Source organism: Streptomyces sp. A5-4, assembly GCF_051131715.1.
GTDB lineage: Bacteria > Actinomycetota > Actinomycetes > Streptomycetales > Streptomycetaceae > Streptomyces.
The window spans coordinates 651,810-669,562 of record NZ_CP178591.1 but is presented as its reverse complement, the minus strand read 5'-3'; the positions used below and the strand labels follow the sequence as shown (position 1 = coordinate 669,562).

Annotated in this window: 12 protein-coding genes and 3 pseudogenes; 12 read left to right on the top strand and 3 right to left on the bottom strand. The window is 72.1% G+C overall.

Translation table 11 applies throughout. The annotated features are described in order from the left end of the window. Positions 1-26: 26 nt before the first annotated feature. Entirely contained in the window at positions 27-1,199 is a 1,173-nt protein-coding gene (locus ACLLJJ_RS02940; RefSeq protein WP_434587676.1) for a glycosyltransferase, read from the bottom strand. Positions 1,200-1,257: 58 nt separating this feature from the next. On the opposite strand from ACLLJJ_RS02940, the gene ACLLJJ_RS02935 reads away from it, so the two are divergent. Together ACLLJJ_RS02935 and ACLLJJ_RS02930 are read left to right on the top strand one after the other, a co-directional pair. Continuing rightward, positions 1,258-2,043 carry a glutamate racemase gene (locus tag ACLLJJ_RS02935; protein WP_434587675.1) on the top strand — a complete coding sequence of 262 codons (786 nt, stop codon included), beginning with the start codon at positions 1,258-1,260 and terminating at the stop codon, positions 2,041-2,043. Positions 2,044-2,112: 69 nt separating this feature from the next. Beyond that, positions 2,113-2,673, top strand: a complete 561-nt coding sequence (locus tag ACLLJJ_RS02930; RefSeq protein WP_434587674.1) for a hypothetical protein — start codon at positions 2,113-2,115, stop codon at positions 2,671-2,673. A 59-nt stretch (positions 2,674-2,732) separates the two neighbouring features. Here the strand turns inward: ACLLJJ_RS02930 and ACLLJJ_RS02925 are convergent, their stop codons facing one another. Then, positions 2,733-3,812 carry an O-antigen ligase family protein gene (locus ACLLJJ_RS02925; RefSeq protein WP_434587673.1) on the bottom strand — a complete coding sequence of 360 codons (1,080 nt, stop codon included), beginning with the start codon at positions 3,810-3,812 and terminating at the stop codon, positions 2,733-2,735. 181 nt (positions 3,813-3,993) lie between these two features. On the opposite strand from ACLLJJ_RS02925, the gene lnt reads away from it, so the two are divergent. The 5 genes and pseudogenes from lnt to ACLLJJ_RS02900 form a co-directional block, all read left to right on the top strand. After that, positions 3,994-5,616 (top strand): apolipoprotein N-acyltransferase, encoded by a 1,623-nt coding sequence (gene lnt, locus ACLLJJ_RS02920; protein ID WP_434587672.1) that lies wholly within the window; start codon positions 3,994-3,996, stop codon positions 5,614-5,616. 26 nt (positions 5,617-5,642) lie between these two features. Beyond that, positions 5,643-6,122 carry an NUDIX hydrolase gene (locus tag ACLLJJ_RS02915; RefSeq protein WP_434587671.1) on the top strand — a complete coding sequence of 160 codons (480 nt, stop codon included), beginning with the start codon at positions 5,643-5,645 and terminating at the stop codon, positions 6,120-6,122. 55 nt (positions 6,123-6,177) lie between these two features. Continuing rightward, positions 6,178-6,987, top strand: a pseudogene (locus tag ACLLJJ_RS02910) (SDR family NAD(P)-dependent oxidoreductase); the annotation flags it as partial. A gap of 71 nt (positions 6,988-7,058) precedes the next feature. Beyond that, positions 7,059-8,330 (top strand): FAD-dependent monooxygenase, encoded by a 1,272-nt coding sequence (locus tag ACLLJJ_RS02905; RefSeq protein ID WP_434587670.1) that lies wholly within the window; start codon positions 7,059-7,061, stop codon positions 8,328-8,330. Positions 8,331-8,356: 26 nt separating this feature from the next. Then, positions 8,357-9,554: pseudogene (locus tag ACLLJJ_RS02900) on the top strand (GAF domain-containing protein); the annotation flags it as partial. Here the strand turns inward: ACLLJJ_RS02900 and ACLLJJ_RS02895 are convergent. Continuing rightward, positions 9,555-9,800, bottom strand: a pseudogene (locus ACLLJJ_RS02895) (MFS transporter); the annotation flags it as partial. It lies immediately after the preceding pseudogene. 716 nt (positions 9,801-10,516) lie between these two features. Between ACLLJJ_RS02895 and ACLLJJ_RS02890 the strand changes: the two are divergent. The 5 genes from ACLLJJ_RS02890 to ACLLJJ_RS02870 all read left to right on the top strand — a co-directional run bounded on the left by ACLLJJ_RS02890 (position 10,517) and on the right by ACLLJJ_RS02870 (position 17,692). Continuing rightward, positions 10,517-11,122: a hypothetical protein gene (locus tag ACLLJJ_RS02890; protein WP_434587669.1), complete on the top strand. Its 606-nt coding sequence runs from the start codon at positions 10,517-10,519 to the stop codon at positions 11,120-11,122. Next, positions 11,098-11,670: a YkgJ family cysteine cluster protein gene (locus ACLLJJ_RS02885; protein WP_434587668.1), complete on the top strand. Its 573-nt coding sequence runs from the start codon at positions 11,098-11,100 to the stop codon at positions 11,668-11,670. Before ACLLJJ_RS02890 ends, ACLLJJ_RS02885 begins: the two co-directional genes overlap by 25 nt. After that, positions 11,670-12,734, top strand: coding sequence for a sugar-binding transcriptional regulator (locus tag ACLLJJ_RS02880; RefSeq protein ID WP_434587667.1), 1,065 nt, complete (start codon positions 11,670-11,672; stop codon positions 12,732-12,734). The genes ACLLJJ_RS02885 and ACLLJJ_RS02880 overlap by 1 nt, the downstream gene beginning before the upstream one ends. Positions 12,735-13,049: 315 nt before the next feature. Beyond that, on the top strand, positions 13,050-16,328 hold the full coding sequence (locus tag ACLLJJ_RS02875) for a hypothetical protein (RefSeq protein ID WP_434587666.1): 3,279 nt from the start codon (positions 13,050-13,052) through the stop codon (positions 16,326-16,328). Positions 16,329-16,651: 323 nt separating this feature from the next. After that, positions 16,652-17,692 (top strand): hypothetical protein, encoded by a 1,041-nt coding sequence (locus ACLLJJ_RS02870; protein ID WP_434587665.1) that lies wholly within the window; start codon positions 16,652-16,654, stop codon positions 17,690-17,692. Positions 17,693-17,753 lie beyond the last annotated feature (61 nt).

Below are 17,753 nucleotides of genomic sequence, written 5' to 3'. Positions count from 1 at the left end.
TTCGGCCGCGAGAGCCATTCACCGGCTCAGTGGTCCGGCGCGGTCTCGGGACGGGCGTACGTGCGCCCCTTCCAGGCCGCGCCGCGCCCCCGGTAGTGCTGCACGGCCGAATCGACCGTCATCAGCAGATAGAGCACCGCGGTGAACGGCAGCGACAGCGCGAGCCACAGAGGCTGCCCGTAGTGCCGGAGCATCGGCAGGAACGTCCCGGTCATCACCGCCCACGCCACACCGCCCGCCCACGCGGCAGCCGCGTCGCCCGACAGCAGACCGGCGGACAGCGCGACCGGCGGCGCGAGATACACCAACGCGAGCCCCGCCACCGTCCCCGCGAGCAGCAGCGGACTGTGCCGCAGCTGGGCGTACGCACTGCGCGACACCATCCGCCACAGGTCGCCGAGCAGCGGGTACGGGCGCACACTGTCGACCCGCTCCGCGAGCCCCAGCCAGATCCTGCCACCGGCCCGCCGCACCGCCCTGGCCAGCGACACATCGTCGATCACCGCGCCGCGGATCGAGTCGGGCACACGCGCGTGCACCGCGGTCTCGGTCCGCAGCAGCACACAACCGCCCGCGGCGGCCGTCGTCCTCGCACCGGCCCGGTTCACCCGGCGGAACGGATAGAGCTGCGCGAAGAAGTACACGAAGGCCGGCACGACGAGCCGCTCCCACACACTGACGACCCGCAGCCGCGCCATTTGGGACACCAGGTCGAGATCGTTCGAGCACGCGGCGGCGACCAACTCGCGCAGGCTGTCCGGATCATGCGCGATGTCGGCGTCCGTCAGCAGCAGGAACTCCGGCTCCCGGACACGGGCCAGCGCGATGCCGTGCCGCAGCGCCCAGAGCTTGCCGGTCCAGCCGGGCTCCGGTTCGCCGGGAGAGGCCACTGTCAGCGGCAGCCCGCCGTGCCGGACCGCCAACGTCCGGGCCAGCTCACCCGTACCGTCCGTGCTCCCGTCGTCGATCAGGAAGACCTCGGCCCTCCCGGGGTAGTCCTGCGCCAGCAGCGACGGCAGGCTCGAAGACAGCACCTCGGCCTCGTCGCGCGCCGGGACGACGACGGCGACATCCGGCCAGTGCGCCGGGGCCTCGCGCCGGGGCAGCCTTATGTCCGTACGCCAGAAGAAGCCCTGACCCAGCAGCAGCCACATCCACGTGAGCAGTGATCCCACGGCAATCCAGGCAAGGGCACTCATCCGCCGAAGTCTGCCCCACCCCGAAGGGCGCGCAGGGGCGGTCGACTATGGTGACCGGGTGAAGATCGCGCTGATGGACTCGGGAATCGGCCTGCTGGCTGCGGCCGCCGCGGTACGACGACTTCGGCCGGACGCCGCACTCGTGCTGTCCTCCGACCCGGACTCGATGCCGTGGGGACCGAGAACCCCCGAGGACGTCACCGCGCACGCGCTCGCCGTGGCGAGGGCCGCGGCGGCGCACCGTCCCGACGCGCTGATCGTCGCCTGCAACACGGCGTCCGTGCACGCGCTGCCCGCGCTGCGCGCGGAGCTGGAGCCCGGCATCCCCGTCATCGGCACGGTCCCGGCCATCAAACCGGCCGCGGCGAGCGGCGGACCCATCGCCATCTGGGCCACGCCCGCCACCACCGGCAGCCCCTATCAGCGCGGACTCATCCGTGACTTCGCCGGCGGCGTCACCGTCACCGAAGTGCCCTGCCCCGGGCTCGCCGACGCGGTGCAGCACGGCGACGAGGAAGGCATCGACGTGGCCGTTGCCGCCGCCGCCGCTCTCACCCCGAACGATGTAAGGGCCGTCGTCCTGGGCTGCACCCATTACGAACTGGTCGCCGAGCGCATCCGGGCCGCCGTCCAGCCAAGGGACCGGCCGCCCGTGGTGCTCCATGCATCCGCCGAGGCCGTGGCCGCCCAGGCGCTGCGCCGCATCGGTACGCAGCCCGCCCCCGCGGCCACCCCGGACCACGGGCTCACCGTGCTGCTCGGTGGCCGTGACAGCCCACTGCCCCGGCAGGCACTCGGGTACGCGGAAGGGCGTCTGCTGGGCGCCGTCAGCACCGCCCGCTGACCGGCGCCCGCCGCAGAGGTACCCGACGCGGCGCTGCCCCGAACGCGGAACGTGAGTAGTCTGCTACGCATGAGGGACCACCCCCACGGCGAGGGGCGCAGCTCCGAGCCCATTCCCCAGACCTGGACAGGCCGCGCGACCAACCGCGGACAGTGGCTGCTCGCCGCTGCCGGAGCGGGATGTCTGGCGCTCGGCATCGAGCTCGCGGTCGACTCCGCATGGACGTCCGGCCTCGCCCCGCTGGTGATGTCGGTCGTCGGCTGCCTGGCGGCTGGCCTGCTGATCCTCTACGGCACACTCGCCTTCGTGCATGTGGCGGTCAAGGTCGACCGTGATGCGCTCGAAGTGCGCTGCGGCTACATGGGGTTGCCCCGCTGCCGCATCCCGCTCGCCCATGTGGTGGGCGCCGAGTTCGCGCCGAGACTCACACCGCACCAGTGGGGCGGCTGGGGATACCGCTGGCGCCCCGAGAAGGGGACGGCCGTGATCGTCCGCAGGGGCGAGGGCATTGTCCTCAAGCTCGGCGACGGCAGGACCTTCACCGTGACGGTGGACGACGCGGAGGCCGCGGTGCGCGTCATCCACGACCTGCTGAGCCGCGCCATCCCGGGCAGGCCCGCCGAGGCCTGAGCAGACCGGCGCGCAGGACCATGTACGACGCCCCGGTGCTCGGCTCCGCGTGCGACGTCCTACCGGTGGCGGCTGTGCGGCAGTCGAGCCGAGGGCCCCGGGACCGCGGCATCCACTTCACCTGGTCCCGGTCGCCGCGCGGTGGCCAGCCCGGCGAGGAGCCCGGCGCCCGCCGTCACCGGCGTGAAGCTCAGCGCGTTGCCGATGCACGCCAGGGCGGCCAGCGCGGTGAGCGCCGCCGCGGCCGTCAGGGCTGTCGGGGTGTCGCGGGGCGAGCGCCACAGCCCGTACAGCACCCAGCCGTAGGCGCCCCCGAGCAGGGCGACCCCGGGGATGCCCTGTTCCGAGGCCTGTTGCAGCAGCGCCGAGTGGGGCTTGCCGTCCGCGTCCCGGGTCCGTTGCGCGGTCGGGCTCAGCTCACCGAACCGGTCGGGGCCCGCGCCCCGCCCCGGGTACTCCTTGGCGAGGCCGATCGCGTCCTGCCACAGCAGCACCCGGTTCACACTCAGCTGGCCCTCCAGGGAGGCGGTCAGCCCGCCGGGCAACGCGTCCTCGGCGACGGCCCAGGAGCCCGCGGCCACCAGCGCCGTGGCGAGGACCAGCCCGGCGAGCGCGGCCGTCCTGCGGCGCGTCCGTGCCGCGGCGAGGGAGCAGAGCAGCACCCCCAGGGCCGCCGCGAACCCGGCCAGGGAGCCGAGCAGCAGCGCCGTGACGGCGATGAGGAGGGCGAGCAACCGCAGCGCGAGCCGCAGGGACGACGCCCGCGCCGCCCAGGCCGCGCAGCAAGCCGCGCCCGAAGCCAGCGCCAGCAGGGCCGCGATCGCGCCCGTGTGCCCGGGTGCCGGGACGGCGGTCGCCCCGGGGATGCCCCCGCCGGGTCGCGCGGCCACGGCCAGACCGAGTGCGGCGATGGCCGCGGCGCACGCGGCGGCGACCGGCACCAGCGAGCCACAGATCCGGCCGCACGCGTAACCGCCGGTGAGCGCCAGCACGGCGAGCAGTACACCCTCGGGCCTGGCATCCCGGCCCGTCGCGGCGATCAGCGACCAGACGGCGCAGCCGCCGAGCACCACGACACCGGCGGCCTCGGTGAGACCACCGCGTTCCTCCGTGGTGGACAGCCCGGCCGGTGCAGTCATCCCGTCGACCCCCCGACATCTGACGAGCCCCGCCCGCGACGGCCGACGAGGCCCGGCGGCAGGGACTGGCGCATACGGTAACGGCAGGGACGGGGGTTTGTGTACAGAATGCGCAGAAACGTTGCATCGGCTGTCGGACCGGCCTGCGGGGCGCCCCGCCGGTCACCGTAGACTCCGCCGGGTGAGCACCACCACCGCCGTAGGCGAGCCGGAACGGCTGAATCCGCAGTCCGATGCCACCTCGCGCGGGAGAAGAGTGCTGCGGCGGCTCGTGGCGCCGTCGGCCGCCGTGGTCTCCGGCCTGCTCCTGTATGCGAGCTTCCCGCCCCGCCCCCTGTGGTGGCTGGTGCTGCCCGGCTTCGCCCTCCTCGGCGGGTGTCTGTACGGGCGACGGCCGCGCGCCGCGTTCGGCCTCGGCCTCCTGGCGGGGCTCGGCTTCCTGCTGCCGCTGCTCAGCTGGACCGGCGAGGAGGTCGGCCCGGTGCCGTGGCTGGCCCTCGTCGTCTTCGAGTCCCTCTTCGTCGCCCTGTGCAGCGTCGGGATCGCCCTGGTGACCCGGCTGCCGCTGTGGCCCCTGTGGGGCGCGGCCATGTGGATCCTGGGCGAGGCGGTCCGCGCGCGCGTGCCGTTCGGCGGATTCCCCTGGGGGAAGATCGCCTTCGGTCAGGCGGACGGCGTCTTCCTGCCGCTCGCCGCACTCGGCGGCACCCCGGTGCTCGGATTCGCGGTGGCGCTGTGCGGCTTCGGCCTGTACGAAGCCGTCCGCCGGTTCCGTACCTACCGCGAGAGTGGCCAGGTGCCGCGCCGGGGCGCCGCCGTCGCGGCTCTGGCCGTCGTCGTACCGGTCACCGCGGCGCTCGCCGCGGCGCCGCTCCTGGACAACACGGCCGAGGACGGCACCGCGACCGTCGCCGCGATCCAGGGCAACGTGCCGAGACTGGGGCTCGACTTCAACGCCCAGCGCCGCGCCGTCCTCGACAACCACGCACGGCGCACGGAAGAACTCGCCGACGACGTCAAGGCCGGGAAGGAGCCACAGCCCGACTTCGTGCTGTGGCCGGAGAACTCCTCCGACCTCGACCCGTACCGCAACGACGACGCCCGCCGGGTCATCGACGGGGCCGTGAAGGCGATCGACGCCCCGACCGTGATCGGAGCGGTACTCACGCCCGACGAGGGCAAGCTCCGCAACACCCTCATCGAGTGGGACCCGCAGCGCGGCCCCGTCGCCACGTACGACAAGCGGCACGTCCAGCCGTTCGGCGAGTACATCCCGATGCGGTCCTTCGTGCGGATCTTCAGCTCGGACGTCGACCGGGTGCGCCGGGACTTCGGGCCGGGCAACAAGGTCGGCGTCTTCGACCTGGCGGGCACCAAGGTGGGACTCGCCACCTGCTACGAGGCGGCCTTCGACTGGGCGGTCCGGGACACCGTCACCGGCGGGGCCCAGCTCATCACCGTCCCCAGCAACAACGCGACCTTCGGGCGCAGCGAGATGACGTACCAGCAGCTGGCGATGTCACGGGTACGGGCCGTCGAGCACAGCCGCTCCGTCGTCGTCCCCGTCACCAGCGGGGTCAGCGCCGTCATCCGACCGGACGGCAAGGTCGTGCGCAAGAGCGGGATGTTCACCCCGGCCGCACTGGTCGAGGAAGTACCGCTGCGCTCCTCGCTGACGCCCGCGACCCGGCTCGGGACGATCCCCGAGGGAGCGCTCGCGCTGCTCGCCGCCGCCGGTCTCGGGTGGGTCGCGGCGCGCGGCGTACGGGCCCGCCGCCGTACCCCCGGCAGTGCGCCGGAGTGATCTCGCCGGGCCGTTAGGGTCGAGTTATGGCAACTCCCGACTTCATCCGCGAAATCCGGGCCACCGCAGGCCACCAGCTCCTCCTCCTGCCGGGCGTCAGTGCGATCGTCTTCGACGACGCGGGGCGGGTGCTCCTCGGCCGGCGCTCCGACACCGGCAAGTGGTCGATCGTCGGCGGGATTCCGGAGCCGGGGGAGGAGCCGGCGGCGACGGCCGTGCGCGAGGTGTACGAGGAGACGGCCGTGGTGTGCGAGCCGGAGCGGGTCGTCCTCGTCCAGGCCCTCAAGCCGGCGGAGTATTCCAACGGCGACCGGTGCCAGTACATGGACATCACCTTCCGGTGCCGGGCCGTCGGCGGTGAGGCGCGTGTCAACGACGACGAGTCGCTGGAGGTGGGCTGGTTCTCCGTGGACGCGCTCCCCGAGCTCAATGAATTCGCGCTGTTGAGGATCAAGCAGTCGCTCACCGACGCCCCCACCTGGTTCGAGCCCACCACCCAGCTCTGAAGTACGGGCGGCGGCCACATCGGTCACACGACGGTCGCTGCCTAGGGTCGTGACCATGACCGCGCCCACCACACCTCCACCGCGCGCCGCCGCACTCGACCTGGGCGGCCGCAGAGCGCTCGTCACCGGCGCCGCGGGCGGCATCGGCCGGGCTTGCGTACTGCGGCTCGCGGCGGCCGGTGCCAAGGTCCGCCGTGGACCGGGACCCTGAAGGACTCGACGCGCTGCTCTCCCTGGTGGGCCGCGTGGAGCGGGACCGTGGCCTCTGCGGCGCCGTCGAGCCGCTCACCCTGGACCTGACCGACCTCGACGCGGCGGAGTCGGCGGCGGCGGGCACGGACATCCTGGTCAACAACGCCGGGCTGCAACTGGTGCGCCCCATCGAGGACTTCCCGCCGGACGTCTTCCACACCGTTCTCACCTGATGCTCGAAGCGCCGTTCCGGTTGATCAGGGGCGCGCTGCCGCACATGTACGGCCAGGGGTGGGGACGTATCGTCAACATCTCCTCCGTGCACGGGCTGCGCGCCTCCGCGTTCAAGTCCGCCTATGTCTGCGCCAAGCACGGGCTCGAAGGCCTCTCCAAGACGGCCGCGCTCGAAGGCGCGGAGCACGGTGTCACATCGAACTGCGTCAGCCCCGGCTATGTCCGCACCCCGCTGGTCGTGCGGCAGATCGCCGACCAGGCGGTCGCCCACGGGCTCCCCGAGGAGCGGGTGCTCACCGATATCCCGCTCAAGGACTCCGCCGTCAAGCGCCTCATCGAGCCGGACGAGGTCGCGGAGGCCGTCGCCTGTCTGTGCGGCCCGCAGGCGTCGTTCATCACCGGCGCCTCGCTTCCCCTCGACGTCGGCTGGACCGCGCACTGGGAACACACATCGCGTCTGTTACTTTATGTCGCGAATTGCCTACTTTTTATTACTGAGGGGGAGTGTGTGTGAAGGTCGTCTGCGTCGGCGGCGGGCCCGCCGGTCTGTACTTCTCGATCCTCATGAAGCGGCAGGACCCGTCCCACGACATCACCGTCTACGAGCGCAACCCGGCCGGTTCGACATACGGCTGGGGAGTGACGTACTGGGGCGGCATGCTCGACAAGCTCGCCGGCAACGACCCCGAGTCCGCGGCGGCCATCAGCGGGAGCTCGGTCCGCTGGAGCGGCGGCACCGCGCACATCCGCGAGCGCACCACCACGCACCAGGGTGACCAGGGCTTCGGCATCAGCCGTCGCACACTGCTCGCGGTCCTCACCGAGCGGGCCGAATCCCTCGGGGTGCGCGTCGAGTTCGACCATTCGGTGGCCGCCGGGGCCGAGCTGCCCGACGCCGACCTGGTCGTCGCCGGCGACGGTGTCAACAGCGAGCTGCGCGAGCGGCACGCCGACCACTTCGGCACCGATGTCGCGGTCGGACACAACACCTACATCTGGCTCGGCACCACCAAGCCCTTCGACTCCTTCACGTTCGCCTTCGTGGAGACCGCGCACGGCTGGATCTGGTGCTACGCCTACGGATTCAGCGCGGACCACAGCACCTTCATCGTCGAGTGCTCCCCGGCGACCCGGACGGGCCTCGGGCTCGACCGGGCGAGCGAGGCCGACAGCCTGGCCCTGCTGGAGCGGCTCTTCGCCGAACCGCTGGACGGGCACCGCCTCATCGGCCGGGCGAACGCCGACGGCACCGCGCAGTGGCTGAACTTCCGCACCCTCACCAACCGGACGTGGCACCGCGGCAACCTCGTCCTGCTCGGCGACGCCGCACACACCACGCACTACTCCATCGGCGCGGGCACCACGCTCGCCCTGGAGGACGCCATCGCCCTGGCCGGCGCACTGCGCGGGCAGCCGGAACTGGGCACCGCCCTCGCCCGTTACGAACGGGAACGCAGATCGGCCCTGCTGTCCGTCCAGAGCGCGGCCCGCTACAGCGCCCAGTGGTACGAGAACCTCCCGCGCTACCTCCACCTCGCACCACCGAAGGTGTTCGCGCTGCTCGGCCAGCGGCACTCCCCGCTGCTCCCGCACATCCCGCCGCAGCTGTACTACCGGATCGACCGGGCGGTCGAGCGTCTGGAAGCGCTGCGCAGACTCAAGCGCTGGCTGGGCCCGCGGATCGCGCGGACCCTGCACGCCCGCCCGTGGGCGGCCGACAGACAGCCGTCGGCCGAACGTCCGGCCCCCGCGGAGAGAACCCCCGCCGACCGGCCGACCTGACACCCTCCGACTGCTTGAGTGTGCCCATGTCTCAGGAACACCCTCGGCCCGGCAACGAGGCTCCCTACCTGGAGCTCCTCGCGCGCGGCGCCGCGCCGGACGCCTACGAGCGGCCTGTACTGCTCGCCCGCGCGGACGGCGCGAGCCCCGAAGCGCTCGCCGCCCTGGAAACGGCGCAGCTCCACGCGCTTCGGGTGCGCGCGGAGCTGGAGGGGCGCCGGCGTCGCGAGGCCGAGCTGTCCGCGCTCTTCGAGACCGCGCACGACCTGGCGGGGCTGCGGGACCTGGACACCGTGCTGCAGGCGATCGTGCGGCGGGCGCGCTCACTGCTCGGCACGGAAGTCGCGTACCTGAGCCTGAAGGACCCGGCGGCGGGTGACACGTACATGCGGGTCACCGAGGGCTCGGTTTCGGCGCGCGCTTCCAGCATCTGCGGCTGGGCATGGGGGAGGGGCTCGGCGGGCTCGTCGCCCAGAGCACCCGGCCGTACGCGACCGAGAGCTACTTCGACGACGCCCGCTTCCGGCACACCTGGACGATCGACTCGGGTGTACGGGACGAAGGTCTGGTCGCGATCCTCGGCGTGCCGCTGACCCTCGGCAGCCAGGTGATCGGCGTGCTGTTCGCCGCCGACCGCCGCGCCCGGGTCTTCGAGCGCGAACAGATAGCCCTGCTCGGCTCGTTCGCCGCGCATGCCGCCGTCGCGATCGACACCGCGAACCTGCTGGCCGAGACGCGCTCGGCGCTCGCCGAACTCGAAGCGGCCAACGAGATCATCCGGGACCGCAGCGGCGTCATCGAGCGGGCGTCCGAGGTGCACGACCGGCTCACCGAACTGGTCCTGCGCGGCGGCGGCGTCCATGACGTCGCCAGCGCCGCGTCCGAAGTGCTCGACGGGACGGTCGAGTTCACCGACTCGGACTCGGGTGCCGGTCCGGAACCGGCGGGCGCCGACGGCCGCGCGGTGTGGCGCGGCGAGGACTGGATGGTGACCGTATCGGCGGGCGGCGAGATCCTCGGTGCGCTCGTCCTGCACGGCCACCCCGACCTCGACCCGGTCGACCCCGCACCCTCGAACGGGCCGCCCTGGTCACCTCGTTGCCGCTGCTGGCCCGGCGCTCGGCGGGCGAGGCCGAACAGCGGGTGCGCGGCGACCTGCTCGACGACCTGCTCGACGTACCCGACCGCGATCCGCGCATGCCGCGTGAACGCGCCGCCCGGCTGGTGCCCGAAGACCAGGGCGCCCAGGGGCCGGGCGGCGAAGCCGACCGCGTACGTGAGGAAGGACTACAGGGTGCCGACGAGCGGGTCGGAGCCGGGGAAGAACAGCTTGTTGAAGACCAGCGCGGCGGCTGATCCGTAGAGGAAGAAGTCGTACCACTCGACGGTGGTGCCGATCAGGCTCGCGGCGACGATGCGGCGGAGGTTCAAAGGTGCGGGCGGAGCGGATGCCGAGGCAGCCGTGGACACCACTTCCGGATGTGGGTGGGGACGATTCAGTGTTGCCACACCGTAGGAACACGCAGGTCAGACCCACATGTGGCGGGACACCATACTTCCGGGAGGCGCTGTGCGCGGGGCCACCATGACGGACTTCGGACGCACTTGGTGGCGGCTGCCGTCCCCGTTCTCCCTGTGGGGCCGGGGGATGCTCATGTGTCCCACGCGCCACGCGGGTTAAGCTTGCACTGCTGCCTGGCTTAAGGCGCGTTCTGCAACTCCGCTCTGCTCGGGAGACAGGGGCGCAGGGGAAACGCCACAGAGCGACCGACCGATGAATGAGGGCGCCACCCATGAGGCGGACAACAAATGCCCGACCGGGCACGCTTGCAGTCCGTTGAATGAGGGAGCCACCCCATGAGGCGGGCGGCAAATGCCCGACCGGGCGCGCTTGCGGTCGGCTGCACGAAGAAGCTCCCGAGGTCTCGGGTCACCGCGGCGAGAATTCTGCCCAATCCCCGTACGTGCTCCACGTATTGTCCGTCTGTTCCACGCGGTGCCATTGCAGCTCTGTTGAGGTTCTGCTGAGGTTTGGGCTGTCGGGAAAGGGGTGTTCATATCCCGGAGGGCCCTGTCGAAACGATTCGCGGGCCTCTATTCTCGGCTTTGGGTGGTGTGTCGGTGGTCTTCGCCGGGCCCGACATATTACGACGATGTAAAACTTCGACCCAGGGAGCGACGAGTTGATGGCGGACAGTGCGGCGGGTATACGTGCCGAACGGCACGCTGCCCGCACGGAGAGCCTCTGCACCCGAGGGGCGCGCTATGTGACCGGCTCGGACATCGCCCGCGTCTCGAGCGCTCTCGCCCTTGAGCCGTGGTACCTGACGGCGACGGCCCCCGCCTCCGCGGGCGACCCAACCGGAATCGTCACGGACGGCGGTCGGCGCCGGGTGAACCTGAGGCTGGCCAACGGCCCGGACGGCTGCCTCTTCCTGCTGCGGACCGCCGGCGCGCTGGGCCACTGCGGGCTCGGCGAACTCGCCCCCGTCTCCTGCCGGGTGTTTCCCGCGCACCTGGGAGACGGCGCCGAACCGGTCGCCGAAAAACCCGGGAAAAAGCGGCAGTTATCCGAGGCGGACCTCGATCAGGAGATGCTGACGGAGGCGAAGCGCGGCTGGACCGCCGACCGCGACCACTGGTTCGAGGTCGTCAAGCGGTGGAACGCACTGCGCGCCGAGGACTCCAAGTCCGACGACGAGCCCGGTATCCGCGACTTCCAGCGCTATCTGCTGGAGACCCACGCCGCCCGCGAGGCCGGCATCGCATGGCCCGGGGAGGCCGCCAAGTGAACGGAAGCGGAGTCAATGTCGCCGGCTGCGCGGGTTGCACGGGGGACTGCTGCCGGAAGTACAAGGTCGGAGTCACCACCGGCGACATGCGCAGGCTCGCGGAGGGGACCGCGCTGCACCCCGAGGAGTTCATCACCCTGCTTGAGGACGATTCGGGCTTCCGCCTTGAGCCCGACGGGCCGACCCTCGACCTGTATCTCGTCCGCAGGAAGGAAACCGGCGGTTGCGGCTTCCTGATGGAGATCGCCTTGGGAAAGGCCCGATGCGGCGTCTACGCCCATCGGCCACTGGTGTGCAGCAACTTCCCGACAACCCTCGAACGGGGTGCGGTGGGAATTCGTCAGGACACCGTCTGCGGACCGGACTCCTGGAACCTCGCCGCGATGGAACTGACCACATACCGGCGGGATCTGGAGAGCAACCGAGTGGCATGGGCCGATCACCGGCACCTCGTGCGGAAGTGGAACGCGGCTGTCAAAGCCGACAAGCAGGAGAGAAGTCCTCGCGAACTCTACGATTTCTTGCTCGATCCGACCGGAACGGGCTGATGAGACCGCAGCGGGACGACAGCAGCGAATACGAGTACGCCGAGGCTTCCCTCGCACCCATCGACAAGCTCCTTGCCGCTTCCGTCGCCAGGCGCTTCTACCTCGCCAACCAGTCGAAGGTGGATATCGCCAAGGAATTCGACATCAGCCGGTTCAAGGTCGCCCGCCTCCTCGACGCCGCGGTCGCACACAACATCGTGCGGATCGACATCACGGTCCCGGCCGAGATCGACACCGCGCTCTCGCGGGCCTTGACGGAGCGCTTCGGGCTGCGGCATGCCATCGTTGTCAATCTGACCCGGAGCGAGGGCGGCGTGTCCGTGCCCTGGGACACCCGCCAGGCCAGCCGCTGGCTCGGTACGGCGGCGGCGCAACTGATCTCGGAGATCGCCGAGGAGGGAGACGTCCTCGGCCTGGACGGCAACCGTTCGGTGGAGGCGTTCAGTGAGGCGGTCAGTCGGCTGCCTCCGTGCGAGGTGGTCCAGTTGAGCGGGGTGCACGGGCAGGACCTGGCCAACGACCCCACGGTCGACGCGGTCCGCCGTACCGCCGCGTTCGGCGGGGGCCGGGCCTTTCCCCTCTACACGCCGTTCATCCTGCCGGACGCGCAGACGGCCGCCATTCTCAGAAGCCAGCCGGCCACCGCCGAGACGCTGAACCGCTTCGACCGGGTGACCAAGGCCGTTGTCGGCATCTGCGCGTGGGAAGCGACGCACTCGCCGCTGTACGACGCGCTGACGGAGCAGGAGCGCGAAACCTATCGGGCGTCGGGGGCCTGCGCGGAAGTCGTCGGCCATGTCTTCGATCCGGCCGGCAGGATGATTCCCTCGGAGCCGGACGCCCGCATGATCTCGATGAGCGCCGCACAACTACGCGGTGTTCCGGAGCTGATCGGTGTCTCGGGTGGTGTGCGGAACGCCGAGGCCATCCGTACCGTTCTCAAGAGCGGCCTCCTCACCGGGGTCGTCACGGACGCGACGACCGCACGCCGACTCCTCTGGTGCGACGGCCCGGACGATACGACGCGAACCAGGGACGCGTACGCGGTGGAAACGGCGACGTGAGATCGACCTGCTCGCGCATTCGGGTTTCCTTCACCGGCCCCCTCCAGGGTGTCCTGCCCGGCCGTGCCCGAACTGCCCTTCGCGCGGATGCGCCGAGTTGACACCCGTTGTTTCAGTCGTTCCGTTGGATTTTGACTTCGCCGCACAAGACATGGGGCCTCGCGTGACCGACCAGCCACCGATCCACCGAACGAGGACAGCGATGACCCAGCAGTGCGCCGGGACGGCCGTGACCGAGCGGAACCGGACGGCAGTGGTGCGCGGGGGCGGAGCGGTCGACATGTCCGACCACGGCCGGACACGGGGGACCACCGCGTGAGCCGTTGGTCTCTCCTCTTCTCCCGCCGGAGCCGCAGGTCTTCCGGTACGACGCGCAGTCCCGGCCGCCAGGCCGCCGAGCCGAGGGGCGTGCGTCGGACCGCCGTCGGCGCCCCACCCGTCGAGGACATCGACGGGGTTCTGCTGGTGCGCTCGGTCGAGGACGACTCCTTCCCGATGGCCGCCCTGGCCGAAGTGGCGGGCGCGCTCAGCGTGGACGAGGACATCGTCACGGTGATGGTCGGATCGGGCGAAGGGGGAGGCCCCGACGCCGACCTCTGGTTCCGGCTCGGTGCTCTTCTGGACTCCCTCCGCGCCAAGGGCGCCGGCCGGGTACGGCTCGTCCTGTCCGGGGCCGGTGACGACCAGCCGGGCCGCCCCTGCGTGGCCCGCAGGATCGCCGACGCCTGGGAGCTGGAAGTGATCGCCCCGGACGGGGCCGTCCTGATCGCCCCCGGGGGCGTGCTCTTCGTCCAAGGGGGGTCCGGGGGCGGATGGTGGCGCTTCGCGCCCGGTGAGGCACCCCGGAAGCTGGGTCCGCGGGCCCCGGCGCCCGCTTGGCAGGAGGCGGTGGGCCGAGTGCCGGTACGCACCGAGGGCGGCTGTGTGGTGGACCAGATACCGGCGGGCGTGGTCATACGTCCGGCCGAGGCCCCCGAGCCGGACCCCGACGACCTGTGCTTCGCGGTGCCCGTCGACCACGGGCGTCCCACCGTGCTGGTGGGCGCGCTCCACGCGGAGGACGTCGCGGCCGACGAAGTGGCCGCCGTACTCGCGGCGTTGCCGGTGGCACAGCGGTCCCGCGTCCGGCTCGCCCCGGGAGGCCGCCGCGATCTGCTGCGGCTCGGCCACTCGGTCGCCGACATGCTGGGCAGCGAGTTGGAGGTCCTCACGGGCCTGCCACTGCTCGCCGACCAGGCTCCTTTCGGAACCGGCCCCCGCCCGACCTTGTTGGACGTCGAGGGGAAGCCGAGCTGGCAGCCGTTCGTGTCGTCCGTGACCTGCCGGCCCGCCGATGCGCAGGGGAGGGTTCCCGCGCCCCGGCTGGTGGGGAGCCATCCACCCGCCTGGCTCCCCGGAGGTACGGAACCGGGGACCGTGCGCCTGACGGACCGCTGGCAGGCCACGGTGACGCGGGCCGGGCTCGCACTGTGGGAGCGGGACGGCCCCCGCCCGCCGCTGGCGGGGGCGGCCGTGAACCCGGACGCCTGCGCCATCGAACTGGGCATACCGGGGCAGCCGTTGGACGCCTCCGTGCTGCCCGCGCTGTCCCAGCTCCTGGTCGGCCTCGGGGCCGCGACCCGGGCCAGGACCACCCTGTTGGTACGTGGCAGGCTCACATCCGGGGAAGGCGAACTGCGCCGGATGGCGGCCGAGCACGGCGTGCCGAGCATTCGCTATGTCACGGCGGCCCGGCCCGGGACTCCGGGGCCCCCGTGGCCGCCGGCCCGCCGAGCCGGCACCGGGGCAGCCCCGGCCGCGGGTACGGCCGCGGCGTCGCAGCGCGCGGTCACGGCCGGATCGCAGCCCGCCGAACCGCGGGTGCCTGTTCCGGACGAGGAGTCCGCCGAGGCGGGGGTGACCGCCGGGTCCGCCACCGCGTCGGGCGAGCGCGGGACCGTGCCGGGGCCCGCCGCACCTCCCGTGCGGAGCACGACCTCGTCCGGGCCGACGGGATCCATTGGCACGACCAGCAGCGCCTCGACGGCTGTCGCGCCGCCTGTGCGTCGTCCCGCCGCCACGGCGTCGGCGTCGACAGCGGGGTCGGACGCGGGCGTCGGCGCGGAGCCGGACGGTGAAATCGGTGGAGGCGGAGCGACGGCCGCCGGCAGGTCGACGCATACGTCCGGGGCTTCTGCGTCCGCCGCCTCCTCGGCCGCTGTTGGTACGTCGCTCGGCGCTCCGTCGCGCGGCGGCGCGGGTGTTTCCCGCGCGCCTGAAGCCCGTACGGCCACGGGTGCGGGGCGCGGCGGCGACGAGCCCGCGACGCCCGGCGGGGGCGACTCCACCGGGGCCGCCGAGCGGCCGGACCGAGCGGCGGCCGAGCCGTCGTCCGGGGGCGCGACCGGCAGGGGAGAGGGCGCGAGGAGGGCGCAGCACGCCCCCGGTGTTACGTCGCTCGGAGCCCCCGCCTCGCGGGGCGGTGCAGGGCCGACCGGAGGTCGTCACCCGGCTTCGGAAGCCGGTACGGCCACGGTCGGGCCGTCGGAGGAGGAGCCCCTCACTGGCGGCGAAGCGGTTGCCGTGGTGCCGGACGAGCCGGATCGGGCGGGCCAAGTGCCGGTGCCCGAGGGGGTGTTGGCTCCGGGGGCGGCAGAACCAGCACCGGCTCCGGGGCCCGTCCAGGCTCGGGAACCCATGGCGGAACCAGCTCCGGCACCGGTACGGGCACGCACACCCGACCCCGAGCCGGCACCCGAACCCGTACGGGCACCGGCACCGGCACCTGCTCCGGCGCCGCGACCCGCACCCGCACCTGCCCCCGCACGGGCACCGGCGCCCCGGGCCGCGCCCCTGCCGTTCGTGCAGGGCCATGTCAGCGGGGCTGCCGAACGCGCGGCGTTCCGTGAGCTGGCCGCGGCCGTCTGGGAGCGGCACGCTACCGCCGTCTCCCGGGTGCTCACGTGGATGCCCGCGCTGCGCGGACACGAACTGGAGGCGGCGCGGATCGACCTCATCGCCGCGCACGCCTATCTGACCACCGAGGAAGGCCCGCTGCACCACCGGGAGTTGATCCGCGACATACGCACGGGCGAGGGGCGCCTGCTGCCCTACGCCGGGTGCCTGGCCTCGGCTCTGCGGCGGCTGCCCTCCTACCGCGGTGTGGCGCTGCGCGGCGGGGACGCGGTCGGGCCCGAGCCCGAAGTCGGCACCCTGTTGCAGGATCCGGCGCCGGTCAGCGCTCTGGTGCGGCCGACGGCGCTTCCTGCCGGCGCCTCCGTGCGCTATGCGATCTGGTCCGCCACCGGGCGCAAGGTGCGTCAACTGCTCGGCCAGTCGGCCGGATCCCCGGATGCGTACGACGAGATCGTCTTCGTGCCGGGGACCGCGTTCCGGGTGCTGGGAGTGCGGACAGCGCCCGCCGGTTCCTCGGTGGTGCTGCTGCGTGAGCTTCCCGGGAACGCGGCCACCTACATGGACGGGGAGCAGGAACCGACCCCGCAGGACCTCAAGGCGCTCACCCATCTCGAAGAGGCGCTTGCCAAGGAACTCCCCACCGGCGAGGCCGGGGACTGGCCGGAGCGCTGCTCCGGGCCCGTGGGCCACGCCGGGTAGCCGGGAACGAACTCCGGGATCACTCCCGGGCAACGGGGGACCGCATCACCGTTCACCTACCAGGCCAAAGGAGAATGATGACGAGTAGTCAGAATCGATCATCCCCAGGGGGCACGGATCCATCCGTTGCCACGGGCGGGACGCCGGTTCGCAGGGCGGTCGCGCTGGGGTCGGTAGGAGCGGATCCGGGCCAGATATTGGCGCCGGCCGTTCCTCCGTCCGGCGTCGCGGCACGTGCTGAGGGCGAGGCGGCGGCGCAGCCGCAGTCCAACGCCTCGTCGACCGGAGCGTCGTCCGCGTCCGCCGCCGCCACCGCCACGGGCGTGACGACCGAGGAGGCGGAGGCAGGCGCTACGCCGGGCTCGCGACAGCAGGCGGAGCCGGAGGCGGTCGGCAGCGGGCGCACGCGCGCGCAGACCGCATCGGCTGCGGCCCCGGACGCCGCGGCTGCGGCAGGGATGGGCGGAGCCTCCGGTGAAGGAGCCGGGCGCGGGGGCGACGAACCGCCCTCCGGGAACCCGAAGAAGCCGTTCCTCGCGGCCGCGGGAATCGCGGGCGTGGTCCTCCTCGCGGTGCCATTGCTGATCTGGGTGACGGGCGACTCGGAGAAGAAGGACAAGGTGTCGGTGGTTGCCAAGTCCGACACCATCCTGAAGGACGAGCCCATGGGCGCGCCGCAGGGCGACTACGCCGCCGACAAGCCCAAGGCGGTGCCCAAGCCGAAGGTGAAGCCCAAGGCCGAGCCCAAGGTCCAAGCCAAGCCCGCCCTGCCGAACCTGGCTCCGGCGGTCCCGCCGTCGTCGCCCCCGGCGAAGGAGAAGTCCGCCCCCAAGAAGGCCGGTGAGCCGAAGAAGGCCAACCGTTCATTGAAGGCGGAGGAGGCCCCCAAGGCCCCGGTGAACACCGCGGCATCCGCTGTCCAGCAGCTGGCCACCCAGAGCCCGGGGCGGCACATCTGCTACCGGGCCTACGTGGCGAACAGCGGCTGGCAGCGTGCCGTCTGCGACGGCGCCACGGCAGGCACGGAGGGGAAGGGGATCCCCATCAAGGCCCTCGACATCTCCGTGGCGGGCACCAACGGAACATCCGCCACCGCGTACTACCACGGGGCCGGCTGGAAGAATCCGTGGAAGACCGTGGCCAACGGCACCGACCTCTACCTCGGCAGTGCCAGCGACTCGGCAGTGAGCCTCTCCGGGTTCGCCATCAGCGTGCGTGAAGGCAACATCTGCCAGAACACGCACGTCAGCGAGTCGGGATGGCTGGGTCTTGGCTGTGACACGCCTCAGACCTCCAACAACTACATCTTCGGCGGCGCCGTGGAAAAGAAGCGCACGCTCGAAGCCGTGCGGTTCACCGTGTGACACGGCCCGCGTTGATCGATGTTGATCGACCGTAACAAGAACGCCCGCCGGATCGACTTCC